Below are 17,763 nucleotides of genomic sequence, written 5' to 3'. Positions count from 1 at the left end.
CCTAAACAACAAAAAATCCTTACAACCAGTAAGGATTTTTGTTACTTTTTAAGAAAGAATGGATAAGTGCCGAGTATTTTTACCGAGCAGCTTAATGCTTCTAGTTCAGCAATTGCCCCTGGGATAAGGATATCGTCTAATTTACTTTCTATATCGATAATAAAAAAGTAATTTCCAAGACCTGTTTTCATAGGTCTAGATTCTATTTTAGACAAATTTAGCTTTCGCCAAGCAAAAGCTGATAGGACCTGATGTAATGCCCCTGCTTGGTCTGAAGGTAAGGTAATCATAATGGTAGTTTTATCACCAATTGGAACTAAATTAGTGGGAGTAATGTTGACCCTATCTTTATGTAGGACTACAAATCTAGTATGGTTATTGTCATAATCATGAATATTACGTTCTACTATAGATAATCCATATTCCTTTGCAGCTAATTCGTTTGCGATTGCCCCTATATTCTCTTCTGGATGGTCACATACATGCTTTGCTGCTGCTGCTGTTGATGTCATATATTCATAGGTAGACTGGCGCAATCGTTTATGAAGGAATTTATGACACTGAGCAATAGCATGTGAATGAGAATAGATTGTAATTATCTCTTCCCACTTAGCTTGGTTAGCAGGATGAACCATTAAATGTTGGCGAATTGGTACTACGAGTTCTCCTACTATATGTAATGGCTGTTCATGCACTAAATAATCAATTGTTAGGTTAACAGAGCCTTCAATCGTATTCTCAAGAGGAACAACTGTAAATTCGACCTCATTATTTTCTACAGCATCTATACATTCTGGGATTGTATGATATGGTACCCCAACATCATCAGGAAATAAACTGTTTACAGCTATATCTGTAAACGTTGCTTTAGGTCCCAAAAAACTAATTTTTCTATTTACCATATAATATTCTCCCCTTATGCCCCTGTTCCAAGAACGTCTACTTTGTCAACAAACTCAAGTCGCTTTAGCTTAGTAAGGAGCTCGGTAACTTCCTCTGTCATACCAGCTGTATTTAGTGATAACGTAACATTTGCCTTACCTCTAAGCGGTATCGTCTGATGAATCGTTAACACATTACAGCCTGAGGCAGCTACCACCCCTAATAGTTGAGAGAGTGTACCTGACCGGTCCTCTAAATGAAAAAAAAGAGAAATGATTCTTTCCTTTACCACGGTATGAAAAGGAAAAACGGTATCCCGATATTTATAATAAGCACTTCTACTCAAATCTACTAACTGAGCTGCATCTGCAACTGAATTTGCTTTGCCTCGTTCTAACAGTTCTTTTGCCTCGAGCGTTTTCTTAATTGCCTCAGGTAAAACATCCTCACGGACAAGATAAAATTTTTCATCTAATTTTTTCTTATTATTGTTCAGAATACCACCACCTTCGGGTCTATAATGTTGACTGATTGATTTAAGTATATTCAAGTGAGGCACGTTCTTAATTGACGTGCCTTATTTTTAACACAGTATCAGAAAAACTTTATTCGACAAATTCAAACTCATAATCTTCAAGCCTAACAGTGTCCCCATGTTTAGCACCTTTTTCGCGAAGTGCTGCATCAACGCCCATTCCTCTAAGTTGTCGGGCAAAACGTCTTATTGATTCCTCACGTTGGAAGTTTGTCATTTTAAAGAGCTTCTCAATTCGATCCCCGGTTATAACGAAGGTAGCATCACTTTCGCGTGTGATTACGAAATCAATTTCTTCTTTTTCATGTCTATAAAGCACTCTATGTTCTGAATCGTCTTCTTCGACTTCTTCCATTGGAAACTCAGGAGTTGTTTCAACCAAGTCAGCCACTTCAAACAATAAATCTCGTAGACCTTGCCTGGTTATTGCTGAAATAGGAAAGACCTTAACATCTTCGCCTAGCTTCTCTTTAAATAATGTAAGATTTTCCTCTGATTCAGGCATGTCCATTTTATTTGCTACAACAATTTGCGGCCTTTCCATTAAGCGAAGATTGTACTCTTTTAGCTCAGCGTTTATTGTTAAATAATCTTCGTACGGATCACGGCCTTCCATTGCAGACATATCAATGACGTGAACAATTACACGGGTACGTTCAATATGACGTAAGAATTGATGTCCAAGACCAATACCTTGATGGGCACCTTCAATTAATCCAGGTAGGTCTGCCATAACAAAACTTCTTCCATCATCTGTTTCAACAACACCTAGATTTGGCACGATCGTTGTAAAATGGTATTCAGCAATCTTTGGTTTTGCAGATGAAACTATTGATAATAACGTTGATTTCCCAACACTTGGAAAGCCAACAAGTCCGACATCTGCTAATACTTTTAACTCTAAAATGACATTACGTTCTTGACCTGGTTCACCATTCTCGGCAATCTCAGGAGCAGGGTTAGCTGGTGTTGCAAATCGGGTATTTCCTCTTCCACCACGCCCCCCTTTTGCAATGACAGCCTGTTGACCATGTTCTGTTAAGTCTGCTAGTACTTGTCCAGTTGCCTCATCTGTCACAATCGTCCCTGGTGGTACCTTTACAAGCATTGAAGTCGAATTTTTCCCGTGCATCCCCTTGGACATTCCGTGCTCACCACGGTCGGCTTTGAAATGACGCTTGTACCTGAAATCCATTAGCGTTCGTAAACCTTCTTCAACTTCAAATATTACATCTGCACCTTTACCACCATCTCCGCCTGCTGGACCCCCATTTGGTACATATTTTTCACGGCGAAATGCAACCATCCCGTTACCGCCATCTCCGCCTTTTACATATACTTTGACCTGATCGACAAACATACTTTCCCTCCGTTCACTTTTTAGCCGCAACATTAAAGAAGCTTCTAAATAGTACTTATAACAGCCATCAGTTCCCCATTATGAATTTGAAATTCAGTTAATTGGATAAAATCTTGGTTAGACTGTTGTTCATGAAACCAATTATTTAGTTGTTCAATATTTGTTATTATTCCACTAAAATCAAAAAAGAATCGGACTTCTTCGTTAAAAGTCTCAATAGACATGCTCAAATGATTATCACTATTTACATCAATCGAAATGTCTAAAATTGAAAAGAAACGTACACACCAGTTATGTATTTGCTCATCGCACCAAGACAAATCTTTAATACCACCTAAAACTTCATACTCTAACCGAAAGTGATGCTGTTCCCAATTGTAGGTCATTAAAAGCTCAGCTAATGAATGTAAACGTAAGTTTGTCAGGTTCGATTCATTTTGGGATTCAATAACGATTTCTTCGATAATTTCTTTTACTCTATCAATCTTACCTAGTGAAAGGTTTCCTTTAATTAATTGAATTTTATTGAGCCAATCATGTCTTGAATGACTTAGTACTTCAACAATCTCCCAGTCCTTTTTCATCATTATAAACTCCTACATAATTAGAATCTTATTTAAAAAATTATAACAAACAATACCAAATAAAACTAACTTAAGTAATAAATTTTCTCGATATTGTCGAATTTGAAATCGATACCTAATATGTTTATAACTTAGAAAAGCGCAGGGCGCCCGCCTTTCGGCGACAAGCATAAGACGGTTCCTTTAAGAAGGTGGTTTTTCCTTCTTAAAGGAAATGGCTTATGACCTCGAGCCGATGGCGCCTGGAGCTAGACACTAAAACCAGGTACAAACTTTTATACTTTCTTATCTTTTAAGAAAAGCGCAAGGCGCGCCCGCCTATCGGCGACAAGCATAAGACTAGCCGTCTCGAAGGTTGTTCTTTGACCTTCCAGACGGATTGTCTTATGACCTCAGGTCCGATGGCGCCCGGAGCTAGACACTAAAACTAGGTTCAAACTTTTATACTTTATTATCTTTCAAAAAAGAAAACTCTAACCACATCAGGTTAGAGTTTCTTAAGAAAGCTTACGCTTCTTGTGCAACTGGGTATACACTTACTTGTTTGCGGTCACGACCTAAACGCTCAAATTTAACTACTCCATCAACTTTAGCGAATAAAGTATCGTCCCCACCACGGCCAACGTTTTCACCTGGATAAATCTTTGTACCGCGTTGACGGTAAAGGATTGATCCACCTGAAACGAATTGACCATCAGCACGTTTAGCACCTAAACGTTTCGAGATTGAATCACGACCGTTTTTAGTACTACCTACTCCCTTTTTAGAAGCGAAGAATTGAAGGTCTAATCTTAACATGACATTCACCTCCTACTTTATTGTAATGTTTATATATTGCCCATAATCATTTTCGATGGTTTGTAAAGAAATAAGCATACCTTCTAAAAGCAATTGCACTTTCTCATCCGTTTCCTCTGATAATTCTTTCGGAACCACAAAGCGGAGAAAGCCACCCTTGCCACCCTGCTCTATATGAGGGGTGATATTAGTTAGTGCTATTATTGCATTTATTGTACCAATCGAAACTGCCGACACGCCCGCACAAACAATATCTGAACCATGTTCTGCGAAATTAGCATGTCCACTAACTGTAAACGATTCAATAAGCCTATTACTTAGGCGTTCTATCGTTACTTTTATCATCGAATTACCTTACGCGTTGATTTTTTCAATTACAACTTTAGTGTAAGGTTGACGGTGACCTTGTTTGCGACGGTAGTTTTTCTTTGCTTTGTATTTAAAAACAGTGATCTTTTTACCACGACCATGTTTTTCAAGTTTACCAGTAACAGTTGCTCCTTCTACAGTAGGGCTACCAACTTTAACATTGTCTCCACCTACGAATAAAACTTTGTCAAATGTAACTGTTCCACCTTGCTCAGTGTCAAGCTTTTCGATGTAGATCTCTTGACCTTCTTGAACTTTGATTTGTTTTCCACCAGTTTCAATAATAGCGTACATAATTGCACCTCCTAATTTAGACTCAGACTCGCCATACACAGGCGCCCCACAAAGTGAGTTCTTACTACCTGTTCTGTGCGGTTGTAGCATTGGGTGCTACAAACAATAACATTAAAATATTATCATTAATAAAAAAATATGTCAATATAAAATATAACGACACAACTAATTAAGAGGTCCAATAGTCTACATTGGACCTCCCAATTCAGTACTATCTATTTTATCACTTTTTTATTCGTTCTTCAATCTCCATTTTTGAGCCAATGTGACGAATAGAATAAGACCTATTTTCTGTAGAGCGTTCAGTGATGTAAATTGAGATCATTAATGCTTCTTGAAGTCTCTCTAAATGCTCATTATTTGTTCCTTTTACAAAATCAATTACAGTCTTTGGAGCTTCAATCCAAATAGCTTCGTGTTCCATACCTCTAAGTTCCCATAATTCACGTTCAAGTCTAAAAGCAATCGATTCAGGAGATAGTTGCCGTCCTGTTCCTTTACACATTGGACACGTTATCTGGATAGTCTGATCTAAGCTATGCTGAACCTTTTTACGAGTTAATTCTAGAATGCCAAGAGATGTAAAGCCTAGAACTTTTGTAACCATTGGATCCCTTTGTAAGGAGGTTTTAATTGTATCGATAACCAATTGTTTATCACTTTGACGGCGACCCATATCAATGAAATCTACTAAGATCATCCCACTAATATCCCTTAAACGCAGTTGTCTAGCAACTTCTTTCGCTGCTTGAACATTTGTTTTTAAAACAGTATCTCTTAAACTTGATTTCCCTTGAAACTTGCCAGTATTTACATCTATTACAGTCATGGCTTCCGTATTATCAATAACTAAGTAGGCTCCACTTTCTAACCAGACAGTTCTTTTTAAAGCATTTTCTATTTCAAATTCGATTCCATAATGTGAAAATATATTTTCCTTACCATTGTAATATTTAACAATGCCATCTTCTGCTTTACCTTTAAAATTTTGAAATGCGCTAAAGTCATCTACAATTATTTCACCTGATTTTCCACTACGATATGTTTCTAACACACGATCAATGGTATCGTTTCTTTCATATAATAAGCTCGGTTTTTTCGTTGTCGTTTTCCACATGTCGATGATTTTTTTATATTTAGTTCTTAAATCTTGTAATTCCTTTAGTACATCAGCAGTATCTTGATTTTCACATGAAGTTCTTACTATAAGTCCTTCATTCTCCGTACACTCTTTAGTAGTGAAGGCTTGCCATGTTTTTCGGTCTTTTTCATTCTTTATTTTACGTGATATAGTAATTGTTTTGCTTTCTGGTAAATAGATAAGGTATTCTCCTTGAAGCTCAATAACTTCTGAGAGAGTCGGACCTTTTAATTCACTGCTATCCTTCGTAACTTGAACAAGGATCTCCTGACCTTGATGGACGAACTGTGAGATACTCATTTGCATTTTATCCTCAAGTGCCAGTGCCAAATTTTGATATGACAGTAGCTTCTCCCTGGAAATATATGCGTTTTTATCAATACCAATATCTACAAATGCTGCCTGAATTCCTGGAATTACATCCATAACTCGCCCAATATAAACATTGCCTACAACGCTGTTACTTTGAGGTTGTTGGATTATAAATTGTACAACCTGATCATTCTCTATTACCGCAACACGCTTTTCCCTCGTTGTTAGATTTAAAATTAACCTATCCAATTATTTATCCTCACTTTACTTATTCTCTACGACCAATGTACCGATTTTAAACCTTTAGGTCAATAAGAGTAAAGGAGTTCACCGACAGGCTGGGAGGTTCGTTTATCCTTAAAATAGGCATGTAAAAGTTCATTTTCATCAAGGGGTGTTTGCTGTTTTCCTTGTTTTCTGACTATGATAGGGTGCTTATAACCTCTGTGAAACTTTAGTAAAACTTGGTGGATTGTTTCTGTTTCGTCAACGACCAACGGCTTAAGCTTCGAGATTGATTGTCGTTTCCCATAGTAACGTTCAAGTAAAAACCTCATAAATAGAAAATGCCGCTGGCGCCATTCCATTATAATTGAAAAAAGCAGAAACATAACAATCATCCATGAATGTAATTGTGAAGGCTCAAAGTATAGAATGAGAAAAATGAACATCAATAAACTGACGATCGAAAAAAGTATTGTTAATTTATGCGCTTCAATAAATGGGTTCTTTAGTGAGAATACCAAGAATAGAAGCTTACCGCCATCCAACGGCCATATTGGAAGTAAATTAAATAATAGAATAACAACATTATGAAACATAAAGATTTGAAACGTTTCCTGAGAAATAATCGAGGATTCATGTAAAATAAAAGCTAGTGCGACAAGCCAAATATGTTGAATCGGCCCTGCTAATATAACAATTAATTCTTCTTTTAATGGACGATTTCCATGCTCATCCATTTCAGCAACCCCACCAAATGGTAGCAATTGAATATTTTTAATTCTCCATGAAAAAAAATGGGCACCTGCAACATGTCCCAGTTCATGGATTAATACAATTAGAAATAGCATAATTAGCTCCTTAAATTGAGCAGTAATTATGCTTATTCCTATTACAATCCAGAATAATGGATGTATTTTTATTTTTGATAAAGTAAGGAGTAATCTACTCAAAGGATATCACCTGGATTGGGTCAATAAACGTTTCACCCTTTTTTATGGCAAAATAATACGTCCCTGTTTGCCCATCTTCACTGTCCATGACTTTGCCTAGTTCCTGACCAGTTTTTACAAATTGATATAATGAGACATCAATAGATTGGAGCTTTGCATACCATGTATGACTACCATCAGCATGTTGAATAATGACGGTCTTACCAAGCTCATCTTTGTTACCAACAAAGGTAATAACTCCTTCATTCATTGCTTTTACAGCAGATTTGCTTCCCGTTTCTACTGTTATACCCTGACCGTTTACCTCAAATCCCTGAAGAACCCTCGCATTTACTGGGACAGCGTAAGGAGTCGTCGGTTCATTTTGTGCGACCTGCTCCCCATTGTCATTTTTATCTTTTGGAAAAATGGCTAACGGACTTCCAAATCGTTCTTCATACATCTTCGTTATCGCCGCAAATTGAAAGTCATTTTCCATCGTTCCTTTAACAAATTGTCTGGCAGAATCAAACTGTGGCGACTGATTTTTATAGAGTATTGCTACAATTAGAACAAGACAAACTGAGAGAAGAATTTTAAACATAAAGACTTCTTTTCGAAATAAAGGGTGTCCTGAATCATTAGGGCCTCCTTCAATTGATGAAAATCGTTCATGTCCATATCTTTCTTCATCCCTTACGATGAACGAAGAAGAGTCTTTCGATAGGCCTGACACACCACCAGCCTGTCTAGCTTGTTTTCGTTTTGCTATTCTTTTTTTAATGTCATCCGTACGATTGCTCATATCTTTACACCATTCCCTTTAGACGAGTTTGTACAATTTTATGACTTGTCCGGCTAAGATATGACTTATATTCAAACAAAATAGAAAGTTGTGTTAGTGTTGTCTGCTTTTTTGAAAAAATAAAAAGTCCTGCAAATGCAAGACTTAACGTACACCAAAAAACCTCTTAAGTTTTGTAAACATCCCTTTATCATCTTCGTCTAATGATTGAAGTGGAATAGACTCTCCTAAGATTCTTCTTGCAATGTTTCGATAGGCAATTGCGGTCTTGCTAGTAGCATCTAATGCAATCGGTTCACCACTATTTGATCCTTTAATAACATTATCATCATCTGCAATTATTCCAATTAAGTCAATTGAAAGATGTGTAACAATCTCATCCACATCTAGCATATCACCATTTTTAACCATATGATTCCTGATTCGATTAACAATTAATTTTGCTGGTTCAATATCTTCTTTTTCTAATAAACCTATTATTCTATCAGCATCTCTGACTGCAGAAATTTCAGGTGTTGTTACGACAATTGCTCTATCAGCACCCGCTACTGCATTTTTATAGCCTTGTTCTATTCCTGCTGGGCAATCAATAATAATATAATCATAATCTTGCTTTAATTCAGTAATAAGTTTTTTCATCTGCTCAGGATTAACTGCAGATTTATCACTTGTTTGGGCTGCAGGAAGTAAGTATAAGTTGTCATCAAAGCGCTTATCTTTCACTAGAGCTTGATGGATTTTACAACGGTTTTCAACCACATCTACTAAATCATATATAATTCGGTTTTCTAGTCCCATGACAACATCGAGATTACGTAACCCTATATCTGTATCAACCAAACAAACTCTCTTTCCGGCTAGCGCAAGAGCGGTCCCAACGTTTGCTGTTGTAGTTGTTTTCCCGACGCCGCCTTTGCCCGATGTAATAACAATTGCCTCTCCCATCGCTAAATTCCCCCTTCAAACCTTGTCAAGTTAGGTCTTAAATGAGTCAATAATTGTAATCGATCTACAACTATCTTCCCGAACTCGTCAATATACGCACATTCCATCTCATTACGATCGTCTTGATGGTAGTCTGGTGCTCTGTTCATAATATCACTAATACGAAGCTGCGAAGGTTTCATGATCGATGCTGCTATTACCGCCTGTCTATTTCCATTACAGCCTGCATGGGCTATACCTCTTAGAGCACCCAATATAAATATATTTCCTTCTGCAATAACGGTTCCCCCAGGATTAACATCACCAATTAACAATAAATCCCCTTGAACTTTAAGAATCTGCCCAGATCTAACAACCTTTGAAGCAGACACTATCTCAGTTTCTCTCTTTAATTCAAGTGCTTCTTCCTTTGATATTACATTACTCTCTATAGAATCCACAGCAAGGTGTTTTTTGCTTCTAATAAGGGCTTGTAGCTCTTCTCGTTGGTCACTAGTAACATATCTGTTTCCTACCTTTAAACGAACAGGTAGATAAGGGCCGCCTTCTTCGTGACGTTGGTTTAATGCTAATTTCTCTTCTAACTCAGCTACTAGATCTTGAAATGAACAAGTATCATCGAGATGTAACGTTAAACCGTCTTTTGTGCCTTTTATTGTCACATATTGCTGTTTTTGTCCTTTCACGACGTTCACCTCAACGATTAATATTTCAACAAAGAGTTTCCGTTTTCCTCTATTAAAATGATAAGTTTTTTTATTACTATTCTGTTACTGCAAGCTTGAGAAATAATCGTTTAAAAGGAGAGCAAAGTAAAATGACAAATACACTATTTAATACTAGTGTTGAAAAAAGGCGCTTACTAATAAAATAAGTAATTGGCATATCAGTAAACCCAATTAATAAATTTACTCCATATATAAAAAACTCAAGCATTGTAACTCCAATTATACTCAGTAGCGAGATAATAAAGATATTCGTTTGTAGTATCTTTACTGCTTTTGAGAGAATATAAGAAATTACTGGATATGCAAACATATAAACACCAGTAATTTCTGTATAGACAACATCAAATAATAATCCAAAAATAAGACCATAAAGTAACCCAACTAAATGATTATGGTAAATCATGATAAAAATAATAGCTATCATGACAAAGTGAGGAATAAATAGTCGATCCACACCAAAAAGGGATGGTGGTAAAATGTCAACAAAAACACTCTCAAAAACAAATAAGAAGGTTATTAGAGTGGGAAGGATAAGTCTTTTCAACTTTCTTCCTCCTCTTCCTCTTTAGAGATCATTGTTCGTTCTACCACAATTACATGGTCAATTTGATAAAAGTCAGCAGCCGGCTTAATATATGCCGTTTTTGTAAGCCCATAATCATCAGGTACAACTTCAATTACTTCTCCAACTAGCAATCCTTCCGGAAATACCTCTCCAAGTCCAGATGTTAATACTTGCTGCTTTATTTCAACCTTTGCATCAAATGGAATCCTTTTTAATAAAAGGGCTTCTTTTTGTTCATCATAGCCTTCAATTAATCCGAACACCTTGCTTCCATCACCTTGTACAAATGCAGAAATTCGATTCATCCGATCAGGTGCACTTAACAATTGTATCGTGGATGTAAACTGAGAAGTATATTTTACCTTACCAATTAATCCTTTAGCTGTAATTACAGCCATGTCTGCTTTAACACCGTGTTGTCCACCTTTATTAATTGTAATTAGTTCCTGCCATCGGTCTGGATTTCTTGCAATAATAGATGCCTGTATTGGCTCATAATCACGAAGACTTTCTGTTTTATCTAAAATTTCTTGTAATATTTTATAATCATCTTTCAAGTCTTGTAGTTCTGTCTCAAGCTTTACATATTCATCAAGCTTTGATTTAAGGATTTTATTTTCTTCGTATGTATTTTTGATATCGTTCACATTACTAAAGAATTGAGAAATAGAACGGGCTGGCGTGTGGATAATTGATTGTACCCAGCCCGTTGTATCTTTAACAAATTGTTCTGGCCATGTTAAGCCTTCACGATCTTTTAGTGAAAAACCAATCAATGCCACTAATACAATAATACTTACAAGCAATAATATAAGACGTTTATTCAAGAAAAATTGTGGCAAGATTAACACCCTCTTGTTCTTATCATTACAAAGTAATTATCTATCTTTTTTAAATAAGTGTATATGGTCAAGAGCTTTTCCTGTTCCAATCGCAACACAATCTAAAGGATTTTCCGCGATAAGTACAGGCATACTTGTCTCCTCGCTAATTACCTTATCCAAATTTCGTAATAGTGCTCCTCCACCAGTTAGAACGATACCACGATCCATAATATCAGCAGCTAACTCTGGTGGTGTTTTTTCTAATGTATTTTTAACAGAATCAACGATTGCATAGACCGTATCATGCAACGCTTTAGAAATCTCTTCAGCAGTAATTTCAATGGTTTTTGGTAGCCCAGTTAACAAATCTCGGCCACGAATTTCCATATTCTCTACACCCTCTGGTGAACCTGCTGAACCAATTTCCATTTTAATAGCCTCTGCAGTTCGATCACCGATCATTAGGTTATATGTCTTTCTTATATATTGAACCATCGCATCATCCATTTCGTCTCCAGCGACACGAATAGATTGACTAGTAACAATACCGCCAAGAGAAATAATCGCAACCTCAGTTGTACCACCACCAATATCTACTACCATGCTTCCTGTGGGCTCCCAAACTGGTAGGTTAGCACCTATTGCGGCTGCAAACGGTTCTTCTATTGTATATGCGTCTCTAGCCCCGGCTTGTCTTGTAGCATCTATTACAGCACGTTTTTCTACTGCAGTAATTCCTGATGGAACACATACCATTACATATGGTTTACGTGCGAAATAACTCTTAGTCACAGCTTGTCTAATATAATATTTCATCATTGTCGCAGTTGTTTCATAATCAGCAATTACACCGTCTTTCATCGGACGAAGTGCAACTACATTACCTGGTGTACGACCAATCATATTTTTTGCGTCATTTCCAACAGCTACAATTTGCTTAGTATCTGTTTGCATAGCAACAACCGATGGTTCTCTCACAACAATCCCCTTGCCCTTCACAAAGACAAGTGTATTAGCTGTTCCTAAATCTATTCCAAGGTCTCGTGTACCAATTCCAAACATGTTATGTATCTTCCTTTCTGATACGAAATGCTAAATGTTGAGTGATTTTAGAGTTAATCTAACTATTTTTATCCTTCAAAAACCCATAACAAATATTATATCGTACTAGTTAAAAAAAGAATAGGGGTTACACATACCCTTTTTCTTTAAGACTAACATATTTATGTTCACCAATAATGAGATGGTCTAAAAGCTCAATGCCAATAATTTTACCACATTCTGAAAGTCTTTTTGTGACTTCGATATCTTCTTTACTTGGAGTGGGGTCCCCTGATGATAGCAATAGGTAAGGCTTTGAAGTTATCTCCACCTTTTCCCCTGCTCCACACCGTGCATGCAACTTTCATCGCACACGGCATTCCATCGTTTGCCTTCTATTTCACTTTCCTCAATCTGCCTAATTTAATTTGAATCCCTGATTTATTTGATTATTTGATTCCCAATAAACAATCTTAGTTTGTTCAACTTCATTAGTTGTTCCTCATTTAAATTGAGAAATTTAAGATAGCTTTGGATAGTTTCTGTTTCTGTGGCATGAATTAGTTGATGAATATTTCTAGTAATTAGTGCTAGACATTTTGTTGTTGTTTATTCGCCCAGCATATGCAGCGATCGTATTTTCTGCTGATTTTGTCGGTTTAAATCCAAAGCTATATTTAAAAATTTTGCTTAGGATCTAGCACTAGTAAGATGCATTGTTGTGCAATTCTATCCCACATAGATGGAATACCTAGTGGTCTAATTTTTCCATTCAGTTTTGGAATCTCCACACGTCTCACTTTTCGAGGGTTGTAATGTGTAAATCTTTCCTTACACATTTAAATAAACTCATGGGTATTAAGCTTTGGCTCGTGACCTTTTTAGTCATACGAGAATCCTTGAAATGATTGAGTTGAAATAAATTAGGCGTAACGACTTGAGGCTATTGCTCCATTTCCATTACAGAAACTTCTACGCTCCTGCCTCTACTCTCACTACCATAAGAGGAAGTTATAGAAATATTCCCTTTCCTTCCTACCACTTCATAGTGTGTGTACACTCCATGTTGGTAGCTTTCCACGTTCCCTTAACTCTATCAATGTCCTAACTTAGGTGCTAGCTCTTACCTGACGTCCTCTCCACCGCCTATAACGATGCATGGAGCTTTCGAAACCACCATACTTACTCGCCCACGGAACGCACTTGAGTCTTTTCATCAAGTCCACTCATTTCTGAATGGTTGCTACTTACAGATATTTCATTCGCTAGTTCGTCAGTGTTTTACCACATTCTCACCATATTAGGATTTTTGCGACTCCCGACCTATCAGTTGCACCAACCACCTCTGGTTGGATTTCGGCAACAATTGTCACTACGGCAACTTTCAGCCGACTTCACCGAGCTTCACACCCTATTCTTTTACACATTCGAATAACGCATGTCGGAGTATTAGAGTAGGCATTTCAAGGCGTTACCCTATCATTCTACCTATCGAGTTAAGAGTTCACGACTCTCTTACTTGTCAAATTGACGTTCGGATAGCGTGCATAACCTTTTTAAGTTATGAACGTGTCGCACGATGATTATGAATGCATATAATTGAAGCAGCTGATCGTCTAAAGGCTTCTTTGTAGTAGGGTGAGAACCCAGCGCCTTTCTTAGTTACCTAAGTAGGTTTCCGAAAACTCCCCTCCAAACCGTACGTACTCCTCTCAGAGTATACGGCTTTCCATTTATCAGTCTAACTTCCCATTGTGAAGGTTATGGTGACAAGGAACACACATTGCGATGGTTTTTCTACGTCGGGCATTCATATGTTGTTCCCATCACTTCTTACCATCCAAATCCTTTAGCTTATGTATATGATGCATTTCTAGAGGTACACCACTAGCACCGCACCACTCACATTTTTCTGCTAAAAGACGGTCAATTAAGCTTGTCCTGCCACCATAAGCGAACGTAAGTTCAACTGTATCTATTTTCTGATGTTTTACTTCCCTACTTTTCTCCATCCGTTTTTTTCGCAAAATAAGCAGTTTTAATACCTTCCTTCGTTTCGTAACGTACACCGAACTTCCCATTAATTTTATATTTGGTGATTGTTTTACTAACGGTAGACTTATATTTATTGGCATAAGTTTTAATCATACTGTATTTCATTGTTTGTCGAAATGATTGAAGGACGTGAACATTACTAGCTAAACAATAGTAGTTGTATAAGCCTTCAATCTCAGCATTGTAAGTACGAAGGATTTCTAAATCATCGTTATGCACTAAATACGGTCGATGGACAGGTTTCCACCCATTGCATTTGCCTATTTTTAAAGCGCCCAAATCGACGAGTTTCTTGATATATTTTTCGTGAGGTACAAATAACTTTGTTTGATAATTAAACTTTCGTTTCTTTGTACCATTTGGCATCTTCATTCTGTGCCAATCTCTTGCTACACGAATATCATAACTTAGGAAACGAGCATTTTTTTCACGATGTGTAATCAACGTTTTTTCAGCACTAAGTTCTAATTTTAATTCCATTGCCAAGAAGTCTGTTAAATCTTGTTTGATTTGCTCAGCCTCATTCTTGCTTCCTATGACACCAATGATGAAGTCGTCTGCGTAACGAACATATTTCATTCGACGATAATTAGGGTCAAAAAGGTCTTTACTGTCGTGACTTTGAAGTTCTTTGTAAAGTACCTTTAATTCTTTTAGTCTCTCTGATTTTCCTTTTTCAGATAATGTTTCCCAATCACGTTTATTATTACTTTTACGTTTTGCGATTTTGGAAGCGATATTATGATAAACCACGTTATGAATACGTTTTTCACCTTTATTATAACGCTCAGTATATTGCTTCACATATTTATCTAACTCATGTAAATAAATATTGGACAATAATGGACTTATGATTCCCCCCTGAGGTGTGCCACTATAAGTTTTGTGGAAAACCCAATCTTCTACATATCCTGCTCGTAGAAACTTCCAAATTAGATTAATGAATTTTTCATCTTTAATCCTTTTTCGTAAAAGTTGAATCAATACGTGATGGTCAATATTATCAAAGAAACCTTTAATATCCCCTTCAATAAACCATCGAGTTCCGGTGAATGTGTTGCGTATTTCTTTAAGTGCAGTGTGACAACTTCGATTTATTCTGAAACCATGTGAGTGATTTGAGAACTGTGGTTCATAGATACTTTCCAGAATGCGCCTTACGACTTCTTGGATTAGCTTATCCTCAAAAGTTGGAATACCTAAAGGTCTTAGTTTTCCGTTCTTCTTTGGAATATACGTTCTTCGTGCTGGTTTTGGCTGATATGTTTGGTCTTTTAGTTTCCCAATTAGACTCTCAATTCTGATAATACTCATTCCGTCGATTGTATCGTTATTAATACCTTTGGTGCTACTTCCTTTATTTGGATAAGCGTAGGCTTCCAAGTAAAATTCAATATTATAAAGGTTTCGATACAGTCTTTCAAAAGAATAATTTTCCTCTTTTGCTTTGGAAGTCAGACTGCTTAATACTACTTTTGGATTTCTCATAGAGCCTCACGCTCCTTCCCAATTTTGTATTAAACTCGATGAACTACTCTCCTTCGCCATGTAATAGGCTTTCCCTATCTCAGACTACTACGAGAGTTCCGTTGCCATATTGGATATTCAGACACACATGTCATAGCCATTTTATGGCTTTCCAACTTAGGCAATCCCCATTTAGACATTTAGAAACATAGCAAATCAATAGTTTCGGATGTGACTTTCGCTCGTTTCTTCCATATAGAAGATGGTCGAAATAGTATCACTTCAGGTTTCTCGAGGTATTTAAGAAACTTGCATATTTCGTACAGCGTATATCGTTACCTCCCGCTGAAGGTCCGAGTAGTCCCCCTTGAGCTATCATTCAAGCAATTCAGCTTTCATCCTTGTCTATGAATTTCATCTTGCCATTCAGTCGTGTCTTGGTAACTAGACAACTTATGACTTTGCCAACATGCTACACTCCCCGTTCGGTTTCCTTCACGGATAAGTTGACTGATGATAGGGTACTAATTGTGATATTTCCCTACTACTTTGCTAAGGCAGATTTTCTAAATGCCCTTATGGGCGCACCACCTCTCTAGGGTGCACTATACTTGCATTTAGACTACCAATAAAGATGGTTTGGCGGTGGAGAACTTGATTTTTAGTATTTAAATATAAACAAACAAAATGCTCTTGGGACAGAAAGCGCATGTCATCCATTACATATTTAGCTCCATCCTCAGGCGACCTAATTACATACCGATCCTCGTATTGTAAACGCCCAATCCGTCGTCCAATTTCAATCGATGCCATGATTTGAACTGCTTTTGCTAAACCAATTCCCTTTATAGCTGTGATTTCTTCAACACTTGCATCTTGTAACAATCGTAATCCATCAAAGTGCATTAACAATCGGTTTGCAACCTGTAATACAGATTCCTGCTTTGTTCCAGTCCGTAGTAGGATCGCTAATAATTCTTGATTTGATAAGTTTGCGGACCCCTCCGACATTAATCGCTCTCGCGGTCGTTCATCTTGTGGAAAATCACGAATCATAATTGGAGTCTCCAGTGTCAATATTGTCTTCCTCCTTTAGGAGCCCCCCTTGCCAATCATGTTGCTAGAATGTACAGGTAAATATTACTAATCGCTTATTTTCTATATCCTGCTTTTTGTAATTCACGAATAGTACGTGAAACGGGCAAGCCTACGACTGAAAAATAATCACCATTAATTCTTTTTACTAATGCTGAACCTAGCTCCTGAATCCCATATGAGCCAGCTTTATCTGCTGGTTCACCGCTATTAATATACTCCCATATCTCTTCCTCGGTTAGTTCCCAGAAAACAACTTCAGTTTTTTCGTAAAAGGTTACAGAGTTACCTTTATGGAAAATGGCTACCCCTGTTAACACCTCATGTGTATTACCTGAAAGCATTTTAAGCATCGAGAATGAATCTTCTTTGTCTTTAGGTTTTCCTAAAATATGATTATTAAAGACAACTATCGTATCTGCACCGATTACAAAATCAGCTTGGTAATTGCGTGCAACTTCTGCTGCTTTTTGTTCTGCTAATGACAGGACTATCTGGTCTGGTGTTAAGTGAGGATCAATAATTTCTTCAATGTTACTAACCGATATCTCAAAAGATAAGTGTAGATTACTTAGTAGCTCTTTTCTTCGTGGGGAGCTAGAGGCTAAGATGAGGCGTTTCATTTTTTTACCACCTTTTTTAGTATTTCGTTCAGTTTGGAAGATACAATTGTATCGTATCAAATCTTCCATCCTTAAACAATTTATCAAAATTGAATTTTAAAGCCATTTTTATTATTTAACAAGAACGTGTTTTTATGTTTAAGCTGATAGATAAAACAAAAGAAAGCAACGCCTGGCGTTCCTTTC

The 17,763-nt window shown here is 37.0% G+C and carries 16 protein-coding genes, 3 pseudogenes and 1 other annotated feature; all 19 genes and pseudogenes read right to left on the bottom strand.

All coding sequences use genetic code 11. The features are described from left to right. Positions 1–41: 41 nt before the first annotated feature. Positions 42–902 carry a prephenate dehydratase gene (gene pheA, locus PY093_RS08650; protein ID WP_275645489.1) on the bottom strand — a complete coding sequence of 287 codons (861 nt, stop codon included), beginning with the start codon at positions 900–902 and terminating at the stop codon, positions 42–44. Between the two features lie 14 nt (positions 903–916). Beyond that, positions 917–1,378 carry an ACT domain-containing protein gene (locus PY093_RS08645; RefSeq protein ID WP_275645532.1) on the bottom strand — a complete coding sequence of 154 codons (462 nt, stop codon included), beginning with the start codon at positions 1,376–1,378 and terminating at the stop codon, positions 917–919. 109 nt (positions 1,379–1,487) lie between these two features. Beyond that, the gene (gene obgE, locus PY093_RS08640) at positions 1,488–2,777 is read right to left on the bottom strand and encodes a GTPase ObgE (RefSeq protein WP_275645488.1); all 1,290 of its coding nucleotides are present in this window, start codon (positions 2,775–2,777) and stop codon (positions 1,488–1,490) included. Between the two features lie 44 nt (positions 2,778–2,821). Beyond that, positions 2,822–3,361 carry a sporulation initiation phosphotransferase B gene (locus PY093_RS08635; protein WP_275645487.1) on the bottom strand — a complete coding sequence of 180 codons (540 nt, stop codon included), beginning with the start codon at positions 3,359–3,361 and terminating at the stop codon, positions 2,822–2,824. A gap of 507 nt (positions 3,362–3,868) precedes the next feature. Then, a complete protein-coding gene (gene rpmA / locus PY093_RS08630) occupies positions 3,869–4,159 on the bottom strand; it encodes a 50S ribosomal protein L27 (RefSeq protein WP_275645486.1) in 291 nt (96 codons plus the stop codon). A gap of 12 nt (positions 4,160–4,171) precedes the next feature. Beyond that, positions 4,172–4,504, bottom strand: a complete 333-nt coding sequence (locus PY093_RS08625; RefSeq protein ID WP_275645485.1) for a ribosomal-processing cysteine protease Prp — start codon at positions 4,502–4,504, stop codon at positions 4,172–4,174. A gap of 9 nt (positions 4,505–4,513) precedes the next feature. Further along, positions 4,514–4,822 carry a 50S ribosomal protein L21 gene (gene rplU / locus PY093_RS08620; protein WP_275645484.1) on the bottom strand — a complete coding sequence of 103 codons (309 nt, stop codon included), beginning with the start codon at positions 4,820–4,822 and terminating at the stop codon, positions 4,514–4,516. Between the two features lie 14 nt (positions 4,823–4,836). Next, positions 4,837–4,915, bottom strand: a sequence feature (ribosomal protein L21 leader region). A 130-nt stretch (positions 4,916–5,045) separates the two neighbouring features. Then, on the bottom strand, positions 5,046–6,524 hold the full coding sequence (locus PY093_RS08615; RefSeq protein ID WP_275645483.1) for an Rne/Rng family ribonuclease: 1,479 nt from the start codon (positions 6,522–6,524) through the stop codon (positions 5,046–5,048). A gap of 59 nt (positions 6,525–6,583) precedes the next feature. Further along, entirely contained in the window at positions 6,584–7,450 is an 867-nt protein-coding gene (locus tag PY093_RS08610) for a M50 family metallopeptidase (protein ID WP_275645482.1), read from the bottom strand. Then, positions 7,443–8,234, bottom strand: coding sequence for a M23 family metallopeptidase (locus PY093_RS08605; protein WP_275645481.1), 792 nt, complete (start codon positions 8,232–8,234; stop codon positions 7,443–7,445). The genes PY093_RS08610 and PY093_RS08605 overlap by 8 nt, the downstream gene beginning before the upstream one ends. Positions 8,235–8,378: 144 nt before the next feature. Beyond that, positions 8,379–9,179, bottom strand: coding sequence for a septum site-determining protein MinD (gene minD, locus PY093_RS08600; RefSeq protein WP_275645480.1), 801 nt, complete (start codon positions 9,177–9,179; stop codon positions 8,379–8,381). A gap of 2 nt (positions 9,180–9,181) precedes the next feature. Further along, positions 9,182–9,874, bottom strand: a complete 693-nt coding sequence (gene minC / locus PY093_RS08595) for a septum site-determining protein MinC (protein ID WP_481769288.1) — start codon at positions 9,872–9,874, stop codon at positions 9,182–9,184. Positions 9,875–9,941: 67 nt separating this feature from the next. Next, positions 9,942–10,451, bottom strand: coding sequence for a rod shape-determining protein MreD (gene mreD, locus PY093_RS08590; protein ID WP_275645478.1), 510 nt, complete (start codon positions 10,449–10,451; stop codon positions 9,942–9,944). Beyond that, a complete protein-coding gene (gene mreC, locus PY093_RS08585) occupies positions 10,448–11,314 on the bottom strand; it encodes a rod shape-determining protein MreC (protein WP_275645477.1) in 867 nt (288 codons plus the stop codon). Before mreC ends, mreD begins: the two co-directional genes overlap by 4 nt. 36 nt (positions 11,315–11,350) lie before the next feature. After that, a complete protein-coding gene (locus PY093_RS08580; RefSeq protein ID WP_275645476.1) occupies positions 11,351–12,358 on the bottom strand; it encodes a rod shape-determining protein in 1,008 nt (335 codons plus the stop codon). Between the two features lie 127 nt (positions 12,359–12,485). Continuing rightward, positions 12,486–12,632: pseudogene (locus tag PY093_RS08575) on the bottom strand (JAB domain-containing protein); the annotation flags it as partial. A 1,441-nt stretch (positions 12,633–14,073) separates the two neighbouring features. Continuing rightward, positions 14,074–15,880: pseudogene (locus tag PY093_RS08570) on the bottom strand (reverse transcriptase/maturase family protein). 561 nt (positions 15,881–16,441) lie between these two features. Continuing rightward, positions 16,442–16,915 (bottom strand): annotated as a pseudogene (gene radC, locus PY093_RS08565) (RadC family protein); the annotation flags it as partial. A gap of 95 nt (positions 16,916–17,010) precedes the next feature. Then, on the bottom strand, positions 17,011–17,577 hold the full coding sequence (locus PY093_RS08560; protein ID WP_275645475.1) for a Maf family protein: 567 nt from the start codon (positions 17,575–17,577) through the stop codon (positions 17,011–17,013). Positions 17,578–17,763: the final 186 nt, after the last annotated feature.

The sequence above is a fragment of the Cytobacillus sp. S13-E01 genome, assembly GCF_029193815.1.
Taxonomy (GTDB): domain Bacteria; phylum Bacillota; class Bacilli; order Bacillales; family Bacillaceae_L; genus Bacillus_BV.
This window is presented reverse-complemented; position numbering and strand designations above follow the sequence as displayed.